At 60.2% G+C, this 22,786-nt stretch carries 25 protein-coding genes; 9 read left to right on the top strand and 16 right to left on the bottom strand.

Translation table 11 applies throughout. The features are described from left to right. Positions 1-6: 6 nt before the first annotated feature. On the bottom strand, positions 7-594 hold the full coding sequence (locus KI613_RS17260) for a hypothetical protein (protein ID WP_226401643.1): 588 nt from the start codon (positions 592-594) through the stop codon (positions 7-9). Between the two features lie 230 nt (positions 595-824). Between KI613_RS17260 and KI613_RS17255 the strand changes: the two genes are divergently transcribed. From KI613_RS17255 to KI613_RS17235, 5 genes are all read left to right on the top strand, one after another. Next, complete coding sequence (locus KI613_RS17255; protein WP_226401641.1) at positions 825-3,983, top strand: hybrid sensor histidine kinase/response regulator; 3,159 nt, start codon at positions 825-827, stop codon at positions 3,981-3,983. Beyond that, positions 3,983-5,065, top strand: a complete 1,083-nt coding sequence (locus KI613_RS17250; RefSeq protein ID WP_226401639.1) for a response regulator — start codon at positions 3,983-3,985, stop codon at positions 5,063-5,065. Before KI613_RS17255 ends, KI613_RS17250 begins: the two co-directional genes overlap by 1 nt. A 68-nt stretch (positions 5,066-5,133) precedes the next feature. Further along, entirely contained in the window at positions 5,134-6,336 is a 1,203-nt protein-coding gene (locus KI613_RS17245) for a hypothetical protein (protein WP_226401637.1), read from the top strand. Between the two features lie 8 nt (positions 6,337-6,344). Beyond that, positions 6,345-6,755 (top strand): hypothetical protein, encoded by a 411-nt coding sequence (locus KI613_RS17240; protein WP_226401635.1) that lies wholly within the window; start codon positions 6,345-6,347, stop codon positions 6,753-6,755. A 251-nt stretch (positions 6,756-7,006) separates the two neighbouring features. Beyond that, positions 7,007-7,360, top strand: a complete 354-nt coding sequence (locus KI613_RS17235; protein WP_226401622.1) for a RidA family protein — start codon at positions 7,007-7,009, stop codon at positions 7,358-7,360. Here KI613_RS17235 and KI613_RS17230 read toward each other — a convergent pair. Next, entirely contained in the window at positions 7,351-7,668 is a 318-nt protein-coding gene (locus KI613_RS17230; RefSeq protein WP_226401620.1) for a hypothetical protein, read from the bottom strand. The genes KI613_RS17235 and KI613_RS17230 overlap by 10 nt on opposite strands. A 66-nt stretch (positions 7,669-7,734) precedes the next feature. Between KI613_RS17230 and KI613_RS21250 the strand changes: the two genes are divergently transcribed. Continuing rightward, complete coding sequence (locus KI613_RS21250) at positions 7,735-7,860, top strand: hypothetical protein (protein WP_264181441.1); 126 nt, start codon at positions 7,735-7,737, stop codon at positions 7,858-7,860. A 45-nt stretch (positions 7,861-7,905) separates the two neighbouring features. On the opposite strand, the gene KI613_RS17225 is transcribed toward KI613_RS21250, so the two are convergent. The 8 genes from KI613_RS17225 to KI613_RS17190 all read right to left on the bottom strand — a co-directional run bounded on the left by KI613_RS17225 (position 7,906) and on the right by KI613_RS17190 (position 16,273). Further along, positions 7,906-8,721 carry a peptidoglycan DD-metalloendopeptidase family protein gene (locus tag KI613_RS17225; protein ID WP_226401618.1) on the bottom strand — a complete coding sequence of 272 codons (816 nt, stop codon included), beginning with the start codon at positions 8,719-8,721 and terminating at the stop codon, positions 7,906-7,908. Further along, complete coding sequence (locus KI613_RS17220) at positions 8,718-9,257, bottom strand: protein disulfide oxidoreductase (RefSeq protein ID WP_226401616.1); 540 nt, start codon at positions 9,255-9,257, stop codon at positions 8,718-8,720. Before KI613_RS17220 ends, KI613_RS17225 begins: the two co-directional genes overlap by 4 nt. A gap of 13 nt (positions 9,258-9,270) precedes the next feature. Beyond that, complete coding sequence (gene ypfJ, locus KI613_RS17215; RefSeq protein ID WP_226401614.1) at positions 9,271-10,146, bottom strand: KPN_02809 family neutral zinc metallopeptidase; 876 nt, start codon at positions 10,144-10,146, stop codon at positions 9,271-9,273. An 11-nt stretch (positions 10,147-10,157) separates the two neighbouring features. Continuing rightward, positions 10,158-10,970 carry an orotidine-5'-phosphate decarboxylase gene (gene pyrF / locus KI613_RS17210; protein ID WP_226401612.1) on the bottom strand — a complete coding sequence of 271 codons (813 nt, stop codon included), beginning with the start codon at positions 10,968-10,970 and terminating at the stop codon, positions 10,158-10,160. Next, entirely contained in the window at positions 10,967-12,157 is a 1,191-nt protein-coding gene (locus tag KI613_RS17205) for an Eco57I restriction-modification methylase domain-containing protein (RefSeq protein WP_404827018.1), read from the bottom strand. Before KI613_RS17205 ends, pyrF begins: the two co-directional genes overlap by 4 nt. Beyond that, positions 12,157-12,741 (bottom strand): DUF924 family protein, encoded by a 585-nt coding sequence (locus KI613_RS17200; protein ID WP_226401610.1) that lies wholly within the window; start codon positions 12,739-12,741, stop codon positions 12,157-12,159. Before KI613_RS17200 ends, KI613_RS17205 begins: the two co-directional genes overlap by 1 nt. Next, positions 12,741-14,540: a glutamine--tRNA ligase/YqeY domain fusion protein gene (locus KI613_RS17195; protein ID WP_226401608.1), complete on the bottom strand. Its 1,800-nt coding sequence runs from the start codon at positions 14,538-14,540 to the stop codon at positions 12,741-12,743. Before KI613_RS17195 ends, KI613_RS17200 begins: the two co-directional genes overlap by 1 nt. A gap of 104 nt (positions 14,541-14,644) precedes the next feature. Continuing rightward, positions 14,645-16,273, bottom strand: coding sequence for a methyl-accepting chemotaxis protein (locus tag KI613_RS17190; RefSeq protein ID WP_226401606.1), 1,629 nt, complete (start codon positions 16,271-16,273; stop codon positions 14,645-14,647). Between the two features lie 135 nt (positions 16,274-16,408). On the opposite strand from KI613_RS17190, the gene crcB reads away from it, so the two are divergent. Continuing rightward, positions 16,409-16,816 (top strand): fluoride efflux transporter CrcB, encoded by a 408-nt coding sequence (gene crcB, locus KI613_RS17185; protein WP_226401604.1) that lies wholly within the window; start codon positions 16,409-16,411, stop codon positions 16,814-16,816. 105 nt (positions 16,817-16,921) lie between these two features. Here crcB and KI613_RS17180 read toward each other — a convergent pair whose 3' ends face one another. Together KI613_RS17180 and KI613_RS17175 are read right to left on the bottom strand one after the other, a co-directional pair. Then, positions 16,922-17,587 (bottom strand): FxDxF family PEP-CTERM protein, encoded by a 666-nt coding sequence (locus KI613_RS17180; RefSeq protein ID WP_226401602.1) that lies wholly within the window; start codon positions 17,585-17,587, stop codon positions 16,922-16,924. 185 nt (positions 17,588-17,772) lie between these two features. Further along, complete coding sequence (locus tag KI613_RS17175) at positions 17,773-18,675, bottom strand: LysR family transcriptional regulator (protein WP_226401600.1); 903 nt, start codon at positions 18,673-18,675, stop codon at positions 17,773-17,775. Between the two features lie 120 nt (positions 18,676-18,795). Here KI613_RS17175 and KI613_RS17170 point away from each other — a divergent pair, with 120 nt between their 5' ends. Next, complete coding sequence (locus tag KI613_RS17170) at positions 18,796-19,089, top strand: hypothetical protein (protein ID WP_226401598.1); 294 nt, start codon at positions 18,796-18,798, stop codon at positions 19,087-19,089. Between the two features lie 36 nt (positions 19,090-19,125). On the opposite strand, the gene KI613_RS17165 is transcribed toward KI613_RS17170, so the two are convergent. The 4 genes from KI613_RS17165 to KI613_RS17150 form a co-directional block, all read right to left on the bottom strand. Beyond that, positions 19,126-19,893, bottom strand: a complete 768-nt coding sequence (locus tag KI613_RS17165; RefSeq protein ID WP_226401596.1) for an alpha/beta hydrolase — start codon at positions 19,891-19,893, stop codon at positions 19,126-19,128. A gap of 86 nt (positions 19,894-19,979) precedes the next feature. Beyond that, positions 19,980-20,597: a PAQR family membrane homeostasis protein TrhA gene (trhA, locus tag KI613_RS17160; protein ID WP_226401594.1), complete on the bottom strand. Its 618-nt coding sequence runs from the start codon at positions 20,595-20,597 to the stop codon at positions 19,980-19,982. Between the two features lie 19 nt (positions 20,598-20,616). Beyond that, the gene (locus KI613_RS17155) at positions 20,617-21,069 is read right to left on the bottom strand and encodes a hypothetical protein (RefSeq protein ID WP_226401592.1); all 453 of its coding nucleotides are present in this window, start codon (positions 21,067-21,069) and stop codon (positions 20,617-20,619) included. A 160-nt stretch (positions 21,070-21,229) separates the two neighbouring features. Next, positions 21,230-22,225 carry a DUF1887 family protein gene (locus KI613_RS17150; protein WP_226401590.1) on the bottom strand — a complete coding sequence of 332 codons (996 nt, stop codon included), beginning with the start codon at positions 22,223-22,225 and terminating at the stop codon, positions 21,230-21,232. 136 nt (positions 22,226-22,361) lie between these two features. Between KI613_RS17150 and KI613_RS17145 the strand changes: the two genes are divergently transcribed. Continuing rightward, positions 22,362-22,622 carry a hypothetical protein gene (locus KI613_RS17145; protein ID WP_226401588.1) on the top strand — a complete coding sequence of 87 codons (261 nt, stop codon included), beginning with the start codon at positions 22,362-22,364 and terminating at the stop codon, positions 22,620-22,622. Positions 22,623-22,786: the final 164 nt, after the last annotated feature.

The raw sequence follows: 22,786 nt of genomic DNA, 5'->3' as shown, positions 1-22,786 counted from the left end.
GATTTCCTAGCGAAAGCCGGGTAACCACCCGGATTGTTCATGGCCCCAGACCGGTTCGAGTGCGCCTTGGTAAAGTGCTTCGATGACCGGCGGTTCCTGCCACGGTTCATTCATGAAAGTCAGGCCGATTTCTTCGACGGTGCGGCCGGACCAGTAGTGGTCGGCCACTTCGTCGAGCGCACTGAGCGACAGGCTGTGCGGCAGGCGTAGGTAGTCGAGCCAGCTGGCGTCGTGGAAGGAGCAGATGTAGGCGCCCTTGGTGCGCGAGCAAGCCAGGTTCTTGCCGAAGACCTTTTGTGGGTGCTTGAGGCGGAAGGTCGTCGCATCGGTCCGCGTGGCGAACTGGAGCAGGGCATGCAGGCGGCTCGGAAAATGGTTGTAGCGGCGCTGCCGGAAATACTCCAGGTGGTACTCGGCAAAATAGTTCTGCACCGACAGCAACTGGTCGCCGGGCGTCGGCGCACCGCCTTCGGGGGAGGCCAGCGTGCCACCGAAGGGGCTGCCCTTTAGAATGTCCCAGCCCGGCAGCTCGGCTCCCGGCTCAAGCCAGCAGAAGAGCTCCAGCGTTGCAGTGTCCTTGATCAGATTGTCCATGGACCTTTGGGCTTTAGGGGTGGGGGTGAATGTCGCTATTCTGAACGATAGCCCGACTTTGGCCAATCGAAGCGCGCAGAGAAGGGAATCGAAATGCCAAAATATATGCAAACTGGAATATGATGCAAATTGGAAAAATAGACGCAGGGAGGGCATTCATGGGCATTTGTCGTCGCCTTCGCTTCCGGATTTGCGAAGGGGGTCGTGATGCCTCGTTGCGTTTTGCTTAAATGAACCTGCGGAAAGCCTTTTTCAGCGTATTGATCGCCCTGGCCGGGGTGCTCTCCCTGATCGCCGGTGCGACGCTGGGGGCTCTCTCTTCGTACGACGACGCCCGTGATGCGGCAAGGCATCGTCAGGATTCGATGGCACTCATGGGTTCGGTGCGCCACGAGGTCGATTTGCTTAGCCGGCTGGTCAGTTCCTACGTCAGTACGGCTAATCCGCGCTACCTTATCTATTACTACGACATTCTGGCCATCCGCGAGGGTACGAAAAAAGCCCCGGACTCGGTGCCGGAAACCTTCTGGGAACAGGTTATCGGCGGGACGATCGCCTACGTGACACCGCCTCCCGGCGCCGGCGTTGCGCTGGCCGAGCGGACCAGCCTGCTCGGTTTCGATCAGAGCGAAGTGGCCATTCTCCGCCGGGTATTCCAGATCACCGACCAGATGAAGCAGGTTGAGCAGATTGCCTTTGCCGCGACGCAGGGCTTGTATGATCCGGTAAAGCGCGAATTTGTCTCGGAGGCAGAGCCGCAACGCGATTTCGCCAATGCCTTGCTGCACGAGGCGCGCTACCTGAAACTGCGGGCCGAACTGGCGATCGCGGTCGATGAGCTAACTAGCCAGGTTGACCAGCGGACAACAAAAAATCTGGGGCGGGCTGGCGAGCATCTGCTGCGCTGGATCATCGCCGCACTGCTCCTGCTGCTCGGCGCGGGGGTCGTGCTGGTCCTCAGTTATGGCTACCTGAAAAGGCATCTGCTGGCGCCCCTGACTGCCTTGCACCGGACGGCGACGGCGCTGGCGGAAAAGTCATTCAGTGAACGCGTCGGCGACCTCAAAGGGGTTGAGGAGGTTCAGGCCCTGGCCGCAACCATCGACAGCATGGCGGCGGCCATCGAGGCTGACATCGCACAACGCGAGCTGGTCCAGCGCTCCTTGCGCCAGGCGCGAGCGCGGGCCGAAGTGGCAGCTGAAGCGAAATCGATTTTTCTGGCCAACATGAGCCATGAAATCCGGACGCCGATGAATGCGATTCTCGGCATGGCCTATCTGGCCCTCAAATCGGGCTTGCCGCCAAGACAGCACGATTATGTTTCCAAAATTCACACCGCAGCCCGCTCGCTGCTCGGGATATTGAACGACGTGCTCGATTTTTCGAAAATCGAGGCCGGCAAGGTGGCGCTAGAGGCTGTTCCCTTCGATCTCGAACTGGTCGTCCAGAACGCGCTCTTCATGGTGCAGCAGCGGGCCGAAGGAAAAAATATCGAACTGATCCTCGATTTTCAGCCAACCCGGAACATGCAGCACCTGATAGGTGATCCGTTGCGACTGGGACAGGTGTTGATCAACCTGCTGTCCAATGCAGTCAAATTCACTGAAACCGGCCATGTTCGTCTAATCGTCGGCGAACGGACGAGCGACAAGCTGACGTCGACCATTGTCTGCCGTGTTGAAGACACGGGCATTGGGATGACTGCAGAGCAGATCAGCCGCCTGTTCCAGGAGTTTTCCCAAGCCGATGGCTCGACGACCAGGCGTTACGGTGGATCAGGGTTAGGGCTCGCCATTTCGAAGCGGCTGCTCGCCGCCATGGGCAGTGAAATCAGGGTTGAAAGCGAGGTTGACCATGGCACTGTCTTCCATTTCGCCATGCAGTTGCCGCTGGAGCCGTTCAGCGAGGAAGGCGGTGACGCTGCGTTACTGATCGAATGCAAGCGGGCGCTCGTTGCCGATGACTACCCGCCGGCCCGGGAGAGCATGGCTGCCATGCTGCTGGCGATGGGATGCACAGAGGTGGATCAGTCGCCGGGTGGTCTGGATGCCTTGGCGCGCCTGACGAGAGCGAGTAATGAAGGAAGGGCTTACGACTTGTTGCTGCTTGATTGGTTGATGCCCGACATGTCCGGCGGTGAGCTGATAGAGGCGCTTCACTCGCGAGGAGTTTCCCTGCCGGCCCGGACACTTGTTGTTTCGGTGGCCGATGCATCCCTGTTGCGTCAGGAGGTCGACCACAAGGGGGTTGCCGATGTGGTCCAGAAACCGTTGTTGCCAAATGTCCTGCGCCGCATTTTGGGCACGGGAGTGGAGATGGAGCCGACGGTCAGGCTCGAGCACCCCATTCCCCATCCCGGTTGTCTGCAAGGAATGTCGATACTGCTGGTCGAAGACAATGAACTCAATCAGCAGGTCGCCGGAGAAATTCTCAGGGGCTGGGGGGCGAGCGTCGATGTCGCGGCCAACGGGCGGATTGCGCTCGATATCTTGTCCGCCGAGAGCGCCGGCCACTACGCGCTGGTCTTGATGGACCTCGAGATGCCGATCATGGATGGCCGGGAGGCAACCCGCCGCCTGCGGGAAGAGGAGCGCTTCCAGGATTTGCCGATTATTGCAATGACTGCGCATGTCGCAGGACTGGGAATGAAAGACGGGCTGGCGAAAGGGGTCAATGGCTATATTGCCAAGCCCTTCGAGCCGGAGGATCTCTTGGCCATGGTGCAGCCGTATTGGCGAGGCTTGCCGGGGCATGCCCTGCCTCCAGCCGATGCGGCCGAGGACGATCGGGCTTTCATAGCTGCTATTGCGGCAATTCCGCAAATTGAATCTGCGGTGCTCTTGCGGCGGTTCGAGGGCCGTCTGCCGTTTCTGGCGCGAACTTTGCGCCGTTTCGCCGAAGATTGCCATGGCTGGTCCGATCGGCTGGACACGACGCTGGCTCAAGGTGATCTCGAGGCAGCGCAGCGTCAGGTCCATTCTCTGAAGGGGCTGGCCGGCACGTTCGCCATGGGCCGGTTGCAGTCTGCTCTGTATGATCTTGAGAATATCATCAAAGGTGGCGTCGTCGAGCCCTTCGGGGAAATAGCCGAAGTCGATGCACAGTTGCAGCCCTTGTTGGCCGGGATTGAGCGAATGCCAGCCAATTCGTCTGATTCGGTAGCAGCCACGGATGATCGGCCGATCGAGGCGGTGCTTGCTTTGTTGCGCGAGCAGCTGGGCGGGGGTGACGGCGAGGCCGAAGAGGTCTGGCGCATGAACAAGGGGCGTTTGGTCGGGGTGTATTCGCCACGGCAGGTGGCGGCCATTGATCACGCTATCGGACAATGGGATTTTGATCAGGCATTGCATATTCTGGATAACGCAAATCAGGGTGGGGGCGGGCAGTAATGAGAAATAGTGCAACGATACTGGTGATCGACGATACCCCGGCCAATCTCAGCCTGCTCAATCAGTTGCTTCGTACCCACTATCGGGTCAAGTTGGCCAACGGCGGCGCCAAAGGGCTGGAACTGGCGGCGAGTGCCCAGCCCGACCTGATCCTTCTCGATATCATGATGCCGGAGATGGACGGTTACGAAGTCTGCAAGCGCCTGAAGGCTGACCCGGGGACAGCGGCGGTGCCGATAATCTTCCTGACTGCCAAGGCAGGTGCCGACGATGAGGAATATGGTCTGGCCATGGGCGCGGTCGACTTCATTCGCAAACCGATCGCGCCGTCCGTTGTGCTGGCGCGGGTGCGGACCCATCTGCAAATACGGACCTGGCAAACTTTCCTTGAAGACAAGAGCGCCTGGCTGCAAAGCGAAGTCGAGCGCCGGGTGAACGAAGTCCTGCGCCTTCAGGAGGCCTCCATTCGCGTCATGGTCTCGCTGGCCGAATTTCGCGACGAATGCACTGGCAACCATATTCGCAGGACCCAGGATTATGTCCGGCTATTGGCCGAGTACCTCAGCAAACAGGACCGAGATCGTGATTTCCTGACCCCGGAGCATATCGATCAGATCGCCAAGGCGGCGCCGCTGCACGATATTGGCAAGATCGCCATTCCCGACCACATCCTTCTCAAGCCGGGCCGGCACACGCCGGAAGAGTTCGAAATCATGAAAACGCATTCGATCAAGGGTGAAGGGATGCTATTGCGCTCGCAGCATGAGCTCGGGGAGGAGAATCTGATGCTGCTGTACGCCACGCAGATCGCCCGCAGCCATCACGAGCGCTGGGATGGCTGTGGTTATCCCGATCAGTTGGCGGGCGAAGCCATCCCGTTGCCAGCCAGACTGATGGCTGTTGCCGACGTATACGATGCACTTCGTTCCCGCCGTCCTTACAAGCGAGCTTTTGACCATGTCGAGGCGGTCGATGTTCTGCGTGAAGGCCGTGCCAAGCATTTTGACCCGCTACTGATCGACGCCTTCATTGCTCTGGAAGATGCTTTCGCCGAAATTGCCATTAAACTGGCCGATGAGTAAATTTGCCATGCTCATAAAGAACTGTTTTTGATATGCCCCTAAAACTCTCGAATGTTGGGCTATTGCCCATGCTGGCTGCGTTGTCCATGCCAGCACAGGCACTCGAATTGACGTGGTCAGGCTTTGGTACGGTCGGCTTCGCTCAATCGGATAAATCCTACAAGTATCAGCGCTTTATCGACAATCACGGCACGTTCAAACGTGACACCATTCTTGGCGGCCAGCTCGATGCCCGTTTGTCGCAACAATGGAGCGCCACTATTCAGGCCAAGCTGGCCCCCTCTGATCATAACGATACCGACTGGCAGACGTCGCTGGCCTGGGCTTTCGTCTCATGGCGGCCGAGCGATGATTGGCTGATTCGGGCCGGCAAGATTCGCCTGCCGCTAATGCTCAACACCGAAAACAACGACGTCGGTGCCACCTTTGATTTCGCCCGTTTGCCGCAGGAGGTCTATTCGATCTCGCCTCTGACCGATCTGGTCGGGATGGGGGTTAGCAAGACGTGGTTCGGCGAGAGCATGGACTGGATTGCCGAGGTGTATGGCGGCAAGGTGACTACGCCTTGGCGGTATTACGCACGCGAATGGAGAGGCCCCGGCGAGCCTTATCCCGGAAGCTGGTTCCTTGCCTACGACATAAAGAGTACAGGGCTGGTTCTGACGGCGCGAAGTCTGAATAACACTTTTCGGGTCGGCGCACATCGTGTCGAAGTGACCCGGGATGGCGCAAAAATCGGGCGGCCAATCATTTATTCCGGCGGGGCTTATATGTTTGGCAACGGGGGCGATGAAAAGCTCATCATCCCGCTGTTCACCGCCGGGGTAAGTATCCAGTTGCCGGCCGATGTCAGGATGATCGGTGAATACGCCTGGATCAAGGTTGATAGTTCAACAAGCGAGGGGCTCGATCGTTGGGGGGCTTACCTTTCACTGTCGAAGAGGATTGGTGCGTGGACCCCCTATGTCTACTACGCCAAAGCAAAATCCAGGGATTCGGCTCTCGAGAAATACCAAGCTATCAACAACAATATTTTGCCTCCTCCAAATGGGGTGACGCAGAAATTCATAGCCGATGTCATCGTGCCGTACGATCAATCGACCGTGGCTCTTGGGACAACCTATCGCCTGACGCCAACCGCCCTGCTCAAGGCTGAATGGTCGCAGGCGAATACGGGTGTGGCGTCCAGTCTGGTTGATGCACCACCTGGTGGCGACAGTTCGCACCAGACTATCAACGTATTTTCCCTTTCCTACAATTTCACCTTTTGACCGGCTTGATGCGCCGTATTCTCTTTCTCCTCCTGATCGCGTGCTTGCCTGCTCTGGCTCAGGCTGAGGAGGTACTTGCCTTTATCGCTTCTGGCGGTCTTCCCAAGACGGAGCCGTCGACCTTGCAACGGCTGTATACCGGGCGAGTGGTATCCATTGGCGAGCATCCGGCAATACCGATCAATTACCCGGTGGGGCATCCGTTGCGCGAAAGATTTTTGGCTACCATCATGGGCCAGAGTGAAGAGCAGTACACCGGCTATTGGCTGGTTCGCCGATATGTCGGCAAAGGTGCGCCTCCCTTGGTGCTACCCGATGTTGACGCTGTTGTCGCTTATGTTCTGGCGACGCCCGGTGCGGTCGGTTACGTCCCTTTGTCGAAAGCACCGCCCGGCGGAAATGTGATTTTCAAGCGTTAACTCGCTAGCTTTTTTTTGCCGGAGTGATAAGCTGAATTCGTGTTGTGGTTTGTAGCAAGCCCGGCATGAAGTGGTAGTACCCGCTACGCTGCTGGAGATTCTATGGCTGTATTCAATAGATGTTTTCTTGAGATTACCGTGTAGTACTCCGTAACGGCGAATAGCCGAATGCCCCAGCCGAAAGAGCCGGGGTCGCAGTAAACGAAGCCCGTGCCTGAACAGCATGGGCTTCACTTTTTCAGGGATTGAAAATGTCGATTCAACGTTACGGCACGACTCGCCGCTATTCCGACAGCGTTGTTCATGCTGGTACTGTTTATCTCGTCGAGGTACCCGCAAACCTCAATGCCGACGTTACCTCCCAGACCGAAAACCTCCTGGCCAGCGTCGACCGACTGCTTGCTCAGGCGGGCAGCAACAAGTCGCATTTGTTGATGGTGACGATCTATCTGACCGACATGGCCGATTACGATGCGATGAATATGGTGTGGGACGCTTGGCTGCCGGAAGGCCATGCGCCGACCCGCGCCTGTGTGCAGGCTAGGCTTTCACATGCGAAATATCGGGTGGAAATGGCGTTGACCGCAGCCGTAGTTCAGGGCTGAACGTCGGCGCTGCAGTCGCAGCCTTGGCCGGCCGCGATCCAGCGGGCGAGCAGTCGCCGGGCAAGGGGTTCGGCGACTGCGGGAAGTCGGCCGAGATAGGTTCGCGGATTGACCAGCAGGCCGCAGTGATAGCGTTGTTCAGCGTCTGACCACTGTAGGGCCGGGCACGGCCCTTTCTTTTGTAGGAAACGCAGGCGGGCGGCCGGGCAGGTTTCCAGCGCGCAGCACACGCCGCAGCCATTGCACGCCTGGCCTTCAGGTGGTTTTGCCGGGGCGGCAGAGTGGAGGTGAATGATCTGTTCTTGCACGTTGCGTAATGAACCATGTCTGGCCAAATTGATCAAACTTCTGCAATTTTTTTAAAGGAGCCCATGATGAACAAATTGATTTCTGCTCTGCTGGCTACCGTGTTCGCGCTCACCAGCGTTGCTGCCCTGGCGTGTGGTGACAAGGCGAAAGATGAAAAACAGATGAGTACGCCGGCCAAGCCCAAGGTTTAAGGGGTTCTCGCCAGCGCGCAGGCGGCTTCGGTCGCCTGTTTGCGTTTACGGCCGGGAGAGGAATAGTTCGGGATCGACCGGGGTGTTGTTGAGAATCACCGCCCAGTGCAGATGCGGGCCGGTAACCCGGCCGGTGGCGCCGACAGCGCCAAGCGTCTCTCCCTTTTTGACCGTCTGGCCGGCACGCACATCGGTGCGCGAAAGGTGCATATAGGCGGTGATAAGCCCCTGACCGTGGTCGAGGAAAACGGTGTTGCCGTTGAAGAAATAATCGCCGACATTGGCGACGATGCCATCGGCCGGGGCGATGACCGGTGCCCCGGTGCCAACGGCGACATCGAGGCCGGCGTGCGGGTTGCGCGGCAGGCCGTTAAAAATACGACGCAGGCCGAAGCGTGATGAGAGCGGCCCCTTGGCTGGTAGGGCGAAATCAGTGGCTGGTGGCGGACCGGAAAAATGGCGCTTGATGGCCTCGGTGATTTTTTGTTCGCGCTCGATTCTTGCCGGGTCGTCCGGATTGGGTTCGACCTTGCGTTTGTCCTTGATGGTCAGGCGCTGTTCCGGGTAATTCCTGATGTGGACGCTGATTTGCCGGGTTGCTACGGTCAACCCGGAAAAAACGCTAATTTCGAAATCGCCGGGCAGGGTGTCGAGCGGGATGCCGAACAGGGCAAACCAGTGCCCTTTGTCGCGGACGACGGCGATCGGCTGTTCGCCCCAGCGGGCGGTCGGGGTTGTCTGGCTGGCTGGGCCGAGATCGATGACGGCAACACCGCCGGGGACCGGTGCATGTTTGGGCAGGGCGACAGCGCTGGCGGCATAGCTCAACAGCAGGGCGAGGGCAAAGCGGGTGATTTTCATGTGTGGCTCTGGCCGGCCCACCATAAACGCAGGCGCAATCCGATTTCGCTGGTGTAGCCGATCGAGGTGCTGCTGATGTTGCCGTCGGAGCCGACGATGACGAAGGCTGGAACGCCTTGGAAGCCATATTTCCGGAAAATTTCGGATGCTGGATCGGCGATGGTCGGCCAGGCGTATTCGCGCTGGCGCATGGTTTCGGCGACTTTTTCTGCGGGGCCGGACTGCATGGCGATGGTGACGAGCGGCCAGTCGGCGTTGATGCTGCTGATGGTGCCGGCGTTGGCTTTGCAGACGCCGCACCAGTCGGCCCAGAAGTAGATCAATAGCGCCTGGCCGGGATGCTGCTGGCGCCAGATCGTCAGGTCAAAGGCTTGGCTATCGATCTGCTGCCCGACAAACTGTGGCGCCGGGCCGTGCGGGGTGTTGCGCAGCTGCCAGGCCTGGAAGGCGGCGAACAGGGCGACAAAAATGAGCGCTTCAAGCGCCCAGCGGCGCCAGCGTGGTGCCACTTTTATGGCGGGAGTCGTCTCGGTCAAGCGGCAGCCCGGCTTACAGGCGGTCGGTCTTGAAGGTGTTGCACTGGTTCATGTCGCCGGTTTCAAAGCCCTTCCGGAACCAGCGGACGCGCTGGTCAGAACTGCCGTGCGTGAAACTTTCCGGCACGATGCGGCCCTGCGATTGCTGCTGCAGGCGGTCGTCGCCGATGGCCGAGGCGGCGGTCAGCGCGGCTTCGAGGTCGCCCGGTTCGAGGACGTTTTTCATGGTGTCGGTACGCTTGCCCCAGACGCCGGCCAGGCAGTCGGCCTGTAGTTCCATGCGCACGGACAGGGCGTTGGCTTCGGCCTTGCCGGCGCGCTGCCGGGCTTCGTGCACCTTGTCGGCAATGCCGAGCAAATTCTGCACGTGATGGCCGACTTCGTGGGCGATGACGTAGGCCTGGGCGAATTCGCCGGGGGCCTTGAAGCGATCCTTGAGGTCACGGTAGAAGGCGAGGTCGATGTAAACCTTCTGGTCACCCGGGCAGTAGAACGGCCCCATGGCCGACTGGCCGGTGCCGCAGGCGGTCGGCGTGGCGCCGGTGAACAGCACGAGCTTGGGTTCCTGATACTGGCGGCCGTTGGCGCGGAAGACTTCGTTCCAGGTGTCTTCAGTCGAAGCCAGCACCTTGGAGACGAATTTGGCCATCAGGTCGTCAGCCGGCGGGCGATGCGCGGCCGGGGCGCTTTGCTCGATGGCCGGCATGTCGCCACCGCTCAGCATGTTGAGCACGGTCATCGGATTGATGCCGAGGAAGTAGCTGGCGACCAGCGCGATGGCGATGGTGCCCAAACCCATGCGGCCGCCGCCGAAGCTCAGACCGCCGCCGCCACCGCTGCCGCGGCGGTCTTCCAGATTGTCGCTTTCGCGTTGGTCGTCCATGCGCATGATGGCTGTCCTTAACGGTACTGGTTGATGGCGTCGCGGGTTTCGAGCGCCACCTGGCGGGCGGCTGCGGCGAACTGTTCGTCCTTGCCGGCGTAGAGGATGGCACGCGACGAATTGATCATCAAGCCGGTCCTATTGGCCGTGCGGCCGGCCTTGACGGTGGCTTCGATGTCACCGCCCTGGGCGCCGATGCCCGGGACGAGCAGCGGCACGTCGCCGACGATGGCGCGGACGCGGGCGATTTCAGCCGGGAAGGTGGCGCCGACGACGAGGCTGATCTGGCCCGAGGTGTTCCATTCGTGCGAGGCCAGACGGGCGACGCGTTCATACAGTTTTTCACCACCGATATCGAGAAATTGCAGGTCGGAGCCGCCCGGGTTGGAGGTCCGGCAAAGCAGGATGACGCCCTTGTCCGGGTAGGCCAGGTAGGGATCGACCGAATCGCGGCCCATGTAGGGATTGACCGTGACGGCGTCGGCCTTGTAGCGCTCGAAGGCTTCGACGGCGTATTGCTCGGCGGTCGAACCGATGTCGCCGCGCTTGGAATCGAGAATGACCGGGATGCCGGGATGCTTTTCGTGAATGTGGGCGATCAGCGCTTCGAGCTGGTCTTCGGCGCGGCGGGCGGCGAAGTAGGCGATCTGGGGCTTGAAGGAGCAGACGAGGTCGGCCGTGGCGTCGACGATGGCGGCGCAGAATTCAAAAATGGCGTCATCGCGGCCTTTGAGGTGGGCCGGGAACTTGGCCGGATCGGGATCGAGGCCGACGCAGAGCAGCGAGTTGTTCTTTTGCCAGGCGGCAGCCAATTGCTTGATGAAGGTCATGCGACGTCCTTGTGCTTTTCAGACGGTAAATAACGGGAGAATTTTTCCGGCAGCAGGCAATTCTGCAGGCTGCGCTGGGTGAACAGGAAGCGGCCGTCGCAGACGAAGCCGAGTTGCTGCCAGTCGACTTCCTTGTTGAGCATCATCGTGCACTCGATAAGGTCGCGGCGGGCGATGCGCGTGTTTTTCGGGAACAGGGCGAGGATGGCGCCGTCGAAGCTATGGCAGTCGTGCAGGAAGAAAGGTTCCGGCTTGCGCGTCCGGCCATTGACGTAAATGCGCGGTAGCTCGCTGACCGGGAAGGCGCGGCCCCATTGCCACCAGTTGCGCTCGTCGAAGGTTTTGACGCGGCGGGCGAGCAGTTCGTCCTTGTGCTTGTCGAGATGCGGATGCTTGATGCCGTACAGCATGCGGCGCGTTTCGCCGGTTTCCACGGTCTTCGAGAAAACGAATTCCATGTTGCCCTTGGGGTGCGTGTAGATGTGGTCGGCCCCGGAAACGGCGCCGACCTTGACCGAAAACACGTCGGCGAAGCGCACGCTGTGATCGTCGCGCAGGAACATGAGCTGGCCGTCGGCCTCGACGAAGCGGCGGCCATCGGCCATGCGGCGATCCTTGCGGCCTTTTTCGAAGCGGAAGATGGCGCAATTCGGTGTGTGGTCGCCAAAGACGCGGACGTCGCCGGTCTCATAGAAATGCGTGATGCTGCCCTGCTCGAACAGCCAGCGGTTGAGCTTGCGGGCGGCGGTCAGTTTGATGAATTCGCGCGGCACGATGAAAACCAGCTCGCCGCCCGGTTTCAGGTGGCGGATGCACTTTTCGATGAAGAACAGGAAAAGGTTGCTGCGTGCGTCGAACAATTCCGATTTCAGGCGTTTTTTCGTGTTGACCGTGACATCCTGAAAACGCACGTAGGGCGGATTGCCGATGATGCTGTCGAACTGCTCGCTGAGCGGGTAGGCGAAAAAGTCACGAACCAGCGCGCCTTCGGGGGCGACGCGTGGGTCGACCTCGATGCCGACGCAATCGGCTTGGCGTGTTTTCAATTCGTTAAAGAAGGCCCCGTCACCGGCTGAGGGCTCCAGCGTTCGCCCCTTGTTCGTGCACAGGTCGAGCATGAAGGCCACCACATTGGGCGGCGTGAAAACCTGGCCGAGTTGTTCGACGTCGCGCGCTGCCACAGTGATCAGAAGCCGCTGCCCGGCTGGGCCAGGTAGTCCGTTTCGGCGGCGCTCGAGGTCCGGCCCAAAGCGGCGTTGCGGTGCGGGAAACGCCCGAAGCGGACGATCACGTCCCGGTGGCGATGGGCGTAATCGAGATAGGAGGCTGCTTCGGGATGTTCGTTGGCGAGGGCTGTGAACAGGGCGATGGAGCGTTCCTGGTCGGCCAGCGACTCGCTGTGCTCGAAGGGCAGGTAGACGAAGACGCGCTGGACCGGCAGCAGCTGGCGATCCCAGCCCTGTTCGACAACGCGCCCGGCCAGCGCCAGGGCGGCGGCATCACCGGCAAAGGCGCGAGCCGTGTTGCGGAAAAGATTGCGCGGGAATTGGTCGAGCAGGATGAATAGCGCCAGCGCGCCTGGCGGACTGGCCGCCCAATCGCCTCGTTGGCCGGCGATGGCGGCTTCGACCTCGGCTAGAAAACGGGCGCGAATCTGGGCGTCGAACGCATCGTCCTTGCGAAACCAGGCGGCACGGGCCTGGCCGTAGTCGGCGGCGTCCGGCGCGCCGAACCAGAAGGCGAGAACGTCATCGACCATGGCCGGGTTCATCAGCTCGCCTTGCCCCACGAATCCTTGAGCGTGACGGCCCGGTTGAAGACCGGGGCACCCGGCTTCGAGTCCACACGGTCGGCGACGAAGTAGCCGTGGCGTTCGAACTGGAAGCGCTCTTCCGGTTTGGCGCCCTTCAGGCTGGCTTCGAGCTGCGCGGTGATGGTCCGGGCGGAATCGGTGTTCATGTCGTCGAGGAAATCGCGCTCCAAGTCGGGTGCATCACCTTCGCGCCGGGCGCCGGGGGCTGGCACCTTGAACAGACGCTCATAGAGGCGGATTTCGGCGGCGTAGGATTGGGCGGCGGAAACCCAGTGCAGGTTGCCCTTGACCTTGACGCTGTCGGCGCCCGGCGTGCCGGATTTGGTTTCGGGCAGGTAATTGCAATGTACGGCGATGACCTTGCCGTTCTCGTCCTTGTCGCAGCCGGTACATTCGACCACGTAGCCGTAGCGAAGACGGGCCATGTTGCCGGGGAACAGGCGGCGGAAGCCCTTGCTCGGGACTTCCATGAAGTCCTCGCCTTCGATCCACAGTTCGCGGCTGAAAGGTACGGTGCGGTGACCGAGTTCCGGGTGCAACGGGTGATTCGGCGCGTGGCATTCCTCGACCTGGCCTTCCGGGTAGTTGTCGATGATCAGCTTGACCGGGTCGAGCACGGCGATGCGGCGCTGGTCGGACTCGTTCATGACCTCGCGCATGGCGTCTTCGAACAGCACGTAGTCGATCAGCGAGTCGTTCTTGGTAACGCCAACGCGCTCCATGAACAGGCGGAAGCCGTCGGCCGAATAGCCGCGACGACGGGCGCCGACGAGGGTTGGCATGCGCGGATCGTCCCAGCCGCTGACGTGCTTTTCATCGACGAGCTGGATCAGCTTGCGTTTGCTCAGAACCACGTAAGTCAGGTTGAGGCGCGAGAATTCGATCTGTTGCGGCAGCGGGCGCTGGAGCAGGCCGGCTTCGGCCAGACGCTCCAGCAGCCAGTCGTAGAACGGACGCTGATCTTCGAATTCGAGGGTGCAGATCGAGTGGGTGATGTTTTCCAGCGCATCCTCGATCGGGTGGGCGAAGGTGTACATCGGGTACACGCAGTACTTGTCGCCGGTGTTGTGGTGCGTGGCGTGGCGGATGCGGTAAATTGCCGGGTCGCGCAGGTTGATGTTGGGCGCCGCCATGTCGATTTTGGCACGCAGGATGTGGGCGCCATCGGCGAACTCGCCGGCCTGCATGCGCTTGAACAGATCCATGTTCTCGGCGACGGAGCGGTCGCGGAAGGGGGAATTCTTGCCGGGCTGGGTCAGCGTGCCGCGATTGGCGCGCATTTCGTCGGCCGATTGGCTATCGATGTAGGCGTGGCCGGCGCTGATCAGTGCTTCGGCGCACTGCAGCATCCAGTCGAAATAGTTCGAGGCGTAGTAGAGATTGGTTTCGCCGTCCTTCTCCCACGAGCAGCCGAGCCATTTGACGGCGTCGATGATCGAATCGACGTACTCCTGGTCTTCCTTCTCCGGGTTGGTGTCGTCGAAACGCAGGTGGCAGCGGCCGCCGTATTGCTGGGCGAGGCCAAAATTGAGCAGGATGGACTTGGCGTGGCCGAAATGCAGGTAGCCGTTTGGCTCAGGCGGGAAGCGGGTGCGCAGTTTGGCCGGGTCGAGCGGGGCCGCAGCGTGATCGGCGGCAGTGCCGGGATGGCCGGCCCAGTGGCGCTGGGCGTGCTTGCCTGCGGCGAGGTCGGCTTCGACGATGTTCTTGATGAAATTGGCGGCGGGGGCGACTTCTGGCTTGACTGGGCTGCTCACGGTAAAACCTCTGGTTTGGATCGCGCTATTTTAACCGGCAGAGGCCTTCTCTCAGCGACAAATCGCCCCGGGATGCCGTGTTCGGCATCCCGGGGCGCCGCGTCTTAAATCCGGAAGCGTTCCGTTGCCGCTTTGAGCGATTGGGCGGTATTGAGCAGGGACTGGGCGGCGGTGGCCGTGATGTTCATGCTTTGCCCGGTGTGTTCAACCTGGTTGGCAATGCGTTCGACCTGTTGGGCCAGCGCCGTGCTCGCCTCGCTCTGTTCCCGGGTCGAGGCGGCGACGTCGCGGACCAGACCCTGGGCTGAGCGCGAACCTTCGGCGATGCGATGGAGCAGCTCGGTGGTCTGACTGGCTGTCGAGCGCGCCTTCTCTGCTTCAGGCAGCGCAGCGTCCATCACCTTGGCGGTATTCACGGTCTCGTTCTGGATGCGTTCGACGACGCCCGATATCTCCACCGTGGCTTTTTCCGTCCGCTCGGCGAGAACGCGTACTTCATCGGCGACCACGGCGAAGCCGCGGCCCTGTTCGCCAGCGCGTGCCGCTTCGATGGCCGCGTTGAGCGCGAGCAGATTGGTCTGGCCGGCGATGTCCTTGATGACCGAGGCAATCCGGGCGACTTCCTGGGTGTTGGTCGACAGCATGCGTACTTTTTCGGCCGCGTCGGAAACAGTGCCGGCCATTGTCGAGATGTTATTGGCAACAGTTTCGACGCTCTGTTCGCCCTGCTTGGCAAGGTCGGCCGCCGTGCTGGCGTAGCGTTCGGTTTCGTCGGCGTTTTCGGAGACATGGGTGATCGAGACAGTGAGCTCTTCCATGGCGGCGGCCATGGCCTGAGTCGCCTCGGTTTCCGATTCGGCGGCCTGGGCGACCTCGGCCGAGGTGTCGGCAATTTGCCGGGCCGAGTTGGCGACCTGGCTGGCGCCCTGGGCGATTTCACTCATCATGGTGCGCAGCGACTGAACAAGATTGCCCAGTTCGCCGAGCAGGCTGTCGCGTCGGGCCTCGCCGAGGGATACCGTCAAGTCGCCGGCGGCCACCTGACCCATGGCGGTGAGCGCCAGGGCGGGTTCGCCTCCGATCTGGGCTAGAATGGAGCGCGCCATCGACCAGGCAACGGCGCCGACAATCAGCAGGATCAGACCAATGACGATGGCGGCATTGCGGACCTGGGCATAGAAGAGGGTGTCGAGATCATCGACGTAGAGACCGGTGCCGATGACCCAGTCCCACGGTTCAAAATGCAGCAGAAAGTGCAACTTCGGTACCTGTACATCGCTGCCGGGGCGGGGTGTCTGGGTTTCGACAAAACCGCTTTTATCGAGCGCCACGCCGATCATGTTGCGGATGGTGTAAGCGCCGGATTTGTCCTGGCGGTCCCAGTGGGGCTTGCCGACATATTCCGGGCGTACCGGATGCATGACGCCCATGCCCTTGCTGTCGTAGGTATAGAAGTATTCGGTGCCCTGGTAGCGCATGCTGCGCAAAACATCCTTGGCCTGTCTCTGGGCTTCATCCCGACTCAGTTCGCCCCGGCTTTCCTTGGCCTGGAATTCCTTGACGGTGGTCATGGCGATATCCACAGCGGCCTGCAGGGTAGTCTTGCGGTCGGCCAGCAACTGGCCGCGCAGGTGGATGATCTCGAAGGCCCCTAGGGCGATCAGGCTGATCAGGGCAACAAGCACTGAAAGGGTCAGCCTTCCCTTCAAACTACGGAAATTGAATAGCCCCATATCATCCTCCCTTGTCAGAGCGAAATTCGGGATTTCGGCTCAATATTGTTTTGTCTCGTTGAAACAGGGTAGTGCCGATAGGTATTGTTGTCCAGACTAGGGCAAGGAGATGGCAAACGGCTACAATGCGAGCCCATGGGCATGCTGCACAATTTCAGTTTTGTGAACTTTCTGGCGGTCGGTTTCGGTGCCGCGCTAGGGGCTTGGACACGCTGGTTGCTCGGGCTGGGCTTGAACCCGCTATTCCTTGCGGTGCCGCTCGGCACGTTGGCGGCCAATGTGCTTGGCGGCTACCTGGTAGGCGTGGCCGTCGGCATCTTCCATCTCAACACCCATTTCCCGCTGGCCTGGAAGTTGTTCGCGATTACCGGCTTCCTCGGAGGACTGACCACGTTTTCGACCTTCTCGGCCGAAGTCGTCGAACGTCTGCTGGCCGGCCAGCCAGCCTGGGCCATCGGCCTGGCCTCGGTGCATCTGGCCGGTTCGCTGACGGCGACCTATCTTGGCTTGCTGACGGTCGGCGCGACGCGTATCTGGTCCTGATTGCGATCAGCTACCATGGCTGGTCTGACCGGTGTTTGCGGATATAGCGGACGTAAAAAAGCCCTTCGGCAAGCCGAGGGGCTTTTTCCTGCGCGAGAGGCCAGATCAGACGGCTTGGCGGCGACGCGCAACAGCGCCGATGATGCCCAGACCGGCCAGGAACATGGCGTAGGACTCGGGTTCCGGGACAGGCGCAGACAAAACAACACTCGGGGTGCCGGTTGTTATGTTGAGGTTGTAATACCAGTTGCTGTTACCGCCGTTGCCGGTGAAATCGAAATTGGAAAAACCGGAAATTGCCACGTAATAGGTGCCGGCTGCCAGGCCTTGGGCTGTCAACAGTGAGTCGTAGCCGGCATTGCTGTCGTCGTCTTCGGAGATTTTGACGCCGTTACTGCCAAACAGTCCAACGATGGGGTCATTCGTTTCGGAGATGCCATAGGGGGCATTGACGGCGAAAGACAGATCCAAAACCTGAGAGGTGACGAACTTGAAGTAGTCAACCGAGGTTCCTCCTGGAACGGAGGACAGGCGCGCGCCGAAAACGTTGATGTTGTCACCAAGGCCTACCGTGCCGAGGTCTTGAGCTGTGCCGATCGTATCGTTGCTGCCCAGACCCAGCATCTCCCATTCAAAAGCGGCAACTGGAGTTGGTGCGGCTTGAACGGCCAATGCCTGGCCGCTGATGCCGGCAGCGAGAATGGCAGCTAGAACTGCGGTTTTGCGTAATTTCATGGGGTTCTCCAATTTTGAAAATGCTATTTGATTCATTTTCTATTCATGGTGAATATTGGTTTCAGTTGCTCGGGTTGGCAATAGTCCATTCGGATCAACTGGATGAAAAGTGATGGGAGCTGACCATTTGAAAATTCGGTGTTTTTCCCGGTAGACCGTGGGATTGGGATACCCGGCCGTTCGTTACACATAAGCTGAAGCGAACCGCTTCTGTTTGCCGCCTACACCCGCCAGGGCGCGCGCCCGAATTCTTCGACCAGAAAGTCGACCATGACCCGGACCTTTGGCGCCAGGTGGCGGCCGCTGGGGTAGGTGACGAAGAGCGGAACAGGCTCGACGTGGTGCCAGTCAGCGAGAATCGGGACCAGGGCGCCGCGGCGGATGGCCTGGCCGACGATGACATCGGTCAGGCGGGTGATGCCGACGCCGGCAACGGCCAGTTGCAGTACGGTTTCGGCATTATTGGCGACGACGTTGCCGCCGATATGGACGACCCGAATGCCGTCGTCGGTGTCGAAGGGCCAGCGGCGCAAGGCGGGCAGGGTGGTGATCCACAAGCAGTTGTGCTGCTGCAACTCGTCCGGGGTGCGCGGGGTGCCGAAGCGTTCGAGGTAGCTCGGGGCGGCGCAGATGACGCGTTCGAGGTTGCAGATGCGGCGCGCCACGCTGGAGGAGTCTTCGAGTGTGCCGATGCGGATGGTCAGGTCGAAATGGTCATCGGCCGGGGCGGGAGGGACGTCGTTGATGGTGACTTCGAGTTCGATGTCACGATGCTTTTCGAGAAAGCGCGGGATCGCCGGTGTCAGCTGATGCATGCCGAAGGCCGAGCCGCAATGCAGGCGCAGCAGGCCGCGCGGATGGGTGCCGGCTTCGGCCACTTCGGCCTCGGCTTCGTCCATTGCCGTCAGGATTGGTCGCGCCCGGTTGAAGAAAGCCTCGCCCTCGACGGTCAGTTGCAGGCGGCGGGTAGTCCGGGTGAGCAGGCGGGCGCCGAGACGGTCTTCGAGGCGGTTGACCAGTTTGGACAGCGCCGACGGGGTCAGCCCCATTTCCCGGGCCGCCGCAGAGAATCCGCCGGTTTCCACGGTGCGAACAAAAGCGGTCATCTCGGCGGCGCGATCCATGGTTTTATTATGGATGAAAATTCACAAATGTTTTGCCAACAAGCCTTATTGTTATTCGAATTGGTAGCAATTAGACTTCAATTTGTGCAATGTTGCGTTGCAGCAAAAAAGGAGTAAATCATGACCCACATCGACATCCCGACCATTGAACGTCAAGCACGCGAACTTCGCGCCGCGGAAATCCGCCGTCTGCACGGACTGTTCGCTGAGCGTTCGGCGCTGCTGCTCAAACTGGCGACAGAGAGCGCCATGACTGGTGCTCGCGCGCTCGGTGAAACGCTCCGCCCCTTGTTCGCCTGGAATCCGCAGACGAGATCGGCACCACTCAACGTATCCCTCGAACCGGCTTTTACCCGCCTGAATAACGTGGTGCGTTCGCTGTTTTCGTGGAACCCTCAGGAACGCCGTTCCTGAGTGAGTGCCCGTCCAGAGGTGACGGCCGCCGCCAGGCTAGCGCAGGCGTTCGGCCAACTGTGGCGATAGCCGGCTGAGAAAACCTTCGACGGCGGCGGTGTATTCCGTCGCTTCGCCGAGTTCGCTATTGATTTCACCATGCGTTTTGTCCAGTGGCAGGACTTCGGCCTGAGTCCCCGCTTGCCGTGCCCGGGCGACGAAAGCGCGCGCCTGTGGACAGGCGTCGTTGCGGCGACTGGAGCAGACAGCGAGGATAGGCGGCGTTGCTTGCTGCAAATGATGAATCGGTGAGGCGGCTCTCCAGTCGGCCGGGTTGTTGCCAAAAGCCCGGTCGTACAGGCGGAAATGCTTGGTATTCATGATTGCCGGCACATCAAGCGCCCCGCTGTCGAGCAGGATGAAGCCCCGCACTGCCTGTGCTTCGGCCTCGGCCAGCAGTTCCGGACGGGCGGCGAGCAGTGCGATCAGGTGGGCGCCGGCCGAATGGCCCATCAAAACGATATTGCTACGGTCAACGCCCAGTTTTTGCCAATTTCGCTGCACGTCGGCCAGCGCCCGTGCCACGTCGCGCGCTTGTTCGAGCGGCGGCGCCTTGGGCTGCATGCGGTAATTGATCGAAACGAAGGCGATGCCACGCGGCAGCCAGCGGTCGGCCTTGTTGTTGACGACGCGACGCATGTCCTTGTCGCCAAGCCGCCAGCCGCCGCCGTGAACCATCAGTATGGCCGGTGCCTTGTCGCTGGTCGCCGGCCGGTAGAGGTCGTAGCGTTGATCGGGGTCGCTGCCGTAAGCGACATCGCTCAACGTCGGGGCGCCTGCTGCATGGGCAGTGGCGGCGCAGGCGCATGGTGAATTCCATTGGTCAAAAGGCCAATGAAATTTTGGCAGACTCAGACCACGTAGAACAGTATCGCGATGAAGTGCATCAGGCTGCCGGCGATGACGAAGAGGTGCCAGATACCGTGCCAGTGGCGGAAGCGCTCGTCGAAGGCGAAGAAGATGATGCCGACGGTGTAGAACACGCCACCGCCCGCCAGCCACAGGAACCCGGCCAACCCGAGGCTGGCCAGCAGCGGCTTGATGGCGACCAGCACGATCCAGCCCATGACGGCATAGATGACCAGTGACATGACGCGCGCTTCGGAGCGCGGCTTGATTTCCTGCAGCATGCCGATTGCCGCCAGCGTCCAGACGATGCCGAACAGCCACCAGCCCCACGGCCCGCGCAGGCTGATCAGGCAGAACGGGGTGTAGCTGCCGGCGATGAGCAGGTAGATCGACAGATGGTCGAGTTTGCGCAGGATGCGTTTGAATGGCCCTCGTACGCTGTGATAAATGGTCGAGATGCTGTAGAGCATGACCAGCGTGACGCCATAAACAACGACGCTGGCGGTTTTCACGGCATCGCCGCTCAGTGCGGCGGCGACGATCAGCCAGATCGCCCCGCTCAGGGCGAGCAGGGCGCCGAGGAGGTGGGTCCAGGCGTTGAAGCGTTCTCCGTAATACATTGCCGGTCTTGTTGCTGGCCTAGGGCTGGGGCGCCAGGGCGGCCTCGACGAGATATGCCTCGAGTTGCTGGTCGTAATCCTTGAAGTGATCGAGCAAGGTCTGGTGAATATGGTCGATGCCTTCAATGGCCAGTACGCAATTCCCATCTTCTGAAAACACAACACGAATCGCCTTGAGTTGCTGGGCAATGTTCATATGTGCCTGATTGTGGGCAAGGCGATGCGCCGACGGTACCCGATCTTCCATGAACATCAATTCGATCAGATTGTGTTTGAGCGTGGTCTCGACGAACGAGCGGATCAGTTGCTCGATGTTGCCGTGGCAGACCCCCTTGCGGCTGGCCCCACAATCGTTGCAATTGTCGATTTTGCCGCGCTCGGTGCATTCGGATCGGATGCGATCAATCAGGAGCAGCATGTGTTCGTGGTCCCGGCGGATTCTGTCGACCGCTTCTTCACCCATCGTTGGCATGACTTTGTTTCCTTTCGAGAAAACAGTGCAGCCCGGAGCTGCGGCCAAATTGTTCCGACATTAGCCCGAATTTTCGAATCGGGTACTGGACTTAGGTTGTTTCTTTCAAAAACAGTTCCGGTTCGTGCGTCGAACGCAGGAGGGTTCGATGTCGAGTGGTTTAGAAAAGCCGGCCAAGATGCCCAGCCAGACCTCGTTCATTGACGAATGTCAGGTCATACATGGCGGAAAAAGCCTTGGCGTTTTCGTCGCTGAGGCCGGTAATGCACATCACAAATTGTTTGGCTTCCAGACCAAGGCGCTTGCGCAGCGCCAGGTAGCGGTCAATGTTCTGACGGAATTCGCCGCTCTTGCATTCGATGCAGATTGGCAGCTTGCCATCAATGAGCAGGAAAACGTCGATTTCGTAAGGGTCACCGTTGCTCAACAAAAGATTCAATCCGCGCGTGCAGGAAAAACGGCGTTGGCGTTCCTTGGCGTAGCGCAGGGAAGTCATCAGCGCATGCCATTCCAGCCATTCGCCATTGAAAAAGTTGCGGATGGTCGGCGCTGTCTGCAGGATCAGCCGGACATTGTTTTCCGGCTTGTTGTGGAAGCATTTGGCGACGAAGGAAAAATCGTAAAGCTGCTGGCAGAAGGCCGAAATGGCCTTGGCTTCGGCTGGCGACTTCTTCTCGAGGTGGATGGTCGTGCTAGCGTGCTCTTTCTGTTGCGACCAGCGGATGCGTTCGAGTACTTCCTTGAGGACCTCGTAACTGCTGCCGATGGCTTCGGCTATTTCGTCGAAAAAGCCGCTGGTATCGACGCCGCGCATATTGGCCTGAACCTTGATCTGTTTCTTCTGGAACCAGTCGTAGATTGGTCCGTGCTGTAGTTCGGTCGCCAGAAAATCGGTGTTGGCCAGATCGATATCGGGCGGCGCTGTATCCGCCGGTACAGGCTCTGCGACAACTGCCTTGGCCGGTTCTGCTGCCGACTTCAGGCGAATGATCTCGCGCTGGGCATCGAAATATTTGTCGAGCAGTTTTTCGATGAAAAACAGGGTCGAATACACCGGTGCCGGGGCGGCACATTTGGGGCAGGCGATGCTTTGTCCGGCGAGATTGTCAGGCTGCTCGGCGAGCAGGGTGCATTTGTTGCAGCGGATGATTGCCATGGTTATGTCTAAACGGTATATGCGGAAAGTATAAACCGGGAGTGGGCAGGGCAGTGTTGGTGGAAGTGAAACGAAACTGAAACATTGGCGTAAGACAATGCCCACATTACCGCCTAACCACCTTCAGGAGATTCTCATGCGTTCCCTGCTTGTTGCTGCTGCCGTTGCTCTTACTTTGACCGCTTGCGCCACCCAGTCTACCCCGCCCGCCGCAGCGCCCGCCCCGGCCGCTGCTGCTGCCCCGGCCCCGGCGCCGAAGCCAGCCCCGCAGTGCTACAACGGCGATTCCGGCAAGTTTGAAGCCGTTGGTACCGTGGCTACGATTTCCGGCGTCAAGGTTGCTTGCGAAAAGACGAGTGACGGCAAGAACGCCCAGTGGATGGGCGCCAAGAAGTAATCGCCAGGTACTCGGCCAGACGCCGTCCTGCGGGGCGGCGTTTTGCTTTTTTGGGGGCGACGAAGCGTAGTTCAGACATTTCAAAATTGGCCAAAATTTCCGGTTGACCGTGGCAATCGGGTGGGCTGGCGGTGGCGCATCGAATTGGCGCGGTAAAATCAGTG

The sequence above is a fragment of the Ferribacterium limneticum genome, assembly GCF_020510585.1.
Classification (GTDB): Bacteria; Pseudomonadota; Gammaproteobacteria; order Burkholderiales; family Rhodocyclaceae; genus Azonexus.
Note: the sequence above shows the minus strand (reverse complement) of the source record. Positions and strands in the feature narration are given on the sequence as shown.

Coding starts and splice junctions, on each gene's coding strand:
- KI613_RS17260 (WP_226401643.1), bottom strand. CDS start 594: ATGGACAATCTGATCAAGGACACTGCAACGCTGGAGCTCTTCTGCTGG.
- KI613_RS17255 (WP_226401641.1), top strand. CDS start 825: ATGAACCTGCGGAAAGCCTTTTTCAGCGTATTGATCGCCCTGGCCGGG.
- KI613_RS17250 (WP_226401639.1), top strand. CDS start 3,983: ATGAGAAATAGTGCAACGATACTGGTGATCGACGATACCCCGGCCAAT.
- KI613_RS17245 (WP_226401637.1), top strand. CDS start 5,134: ATGCTGGCTGCGTTGTCCATGCCAGCACAGGCACTCGAATTGACGTGG.
- KI613_RS17240 (WP_226401635.1), top strand. CDS start 6,345: ATGCGCCGTATTCTCTTTCTCCTCCTGATCGCGTGCTTGCCTGCTCTG.
- KI613_RS17235 (WP_226401622.1), top strand. CDS start 7,007: ATGTCGATTCAACGTTACGGCACGACTCGCCGCTATTCCGACAGCGTT.
- KI613_RS21250 (WP_264181441.1), top strand. CDS start 7,735: ATGAACAAATTGATTTCTGCTCTGCTGGCTACCGTGTTCGCGCTCACC.
- KI613_RS17225 (WP_226401618.1), bottom strand. CDS start 8,721: ATGAAAATCACCCGCTTTGCCCTCGCCCTGCTGTTGAGCTATGCCGCC.
- ypfJ (WP_226401614.1), bottom strand. CDS start 10,146: ATGCGCATGGACGACCAACGCGAAAGCGACAATCTGGAAGACCGCCGC.
- pyrF (WP_226401612.1), bottom strand. CDS start 10,970: ATGACCTTCATCAAGCAATTGGCTGCCGCCTGGCAAAAGAACAACTCG.
- KI613_RS17200 (WP_226401610.1), bottom strand. CDS start 12,741: ATGAACCCGGCCATGGTCGATGACGTTCTCGCCTTCTGGTTCGGCGCG.
- KI613_RS17190 (WP_226401606.1), bottom strand. CDS start 16,273: ATGGGGCTATTCAATTTCCGTAGTTTGAAGGGAAGGCTGACCCTTTCA.
- crcB (WP_226401604.1), top strand. CDS start 16,409: ATGGGCATGCTGCACAATTTCAGTTTTGTGAACTTTCTGGCGGTCGGT.
- KI613_RS17180 (WP_226401602.1), bottom strand. CDS start 17,587: ATGAATCAAATAGCATTTTCAAAATTGGAGAACCCCATGAAATTACGC.
- KI613_RS17175 (WP_226401600.1), bottom strand. CDS start 18,675: ATGGATCGCGCCGCCGAGATGACCGCTTTTGTTCGCACCGTGGAAACC.
- KI613_RS17170 (WP_226401598.1), top strand. CDS start 18,796: ATGACCCACATCGACATCCCGACCATTGAACGTCAAGCACGCGAACTT.
- trhA (WP_226401594.1), bottom strand. CDS start 20,597: ATGTATTACGGAGAACGCTTCAACGCCTGGACCCACCTCCTCGGCGCC.
- KI613_RS17155 (WP_226401592.1), bottom strand. CDS start 21,069: ATGCCAACGATGGGTGAAGAAGCGGTCGACAGAATCCGCCGGGACCAC.
- KI613_RS17150 (WP_226401590.1), bottom strand. CDS start 22,225: ATGGCAATCATCCGCTGCAACAAATGCACCCTGCTCGCCGAGCAGCCT.
- KI613_RS17145 (WP_226401588.1), top strand. CDS start 22,362: ATGCGTTCCCTGCTTGTTGCTGCTGCCGTTGCTCTTACTTTGACCGCT.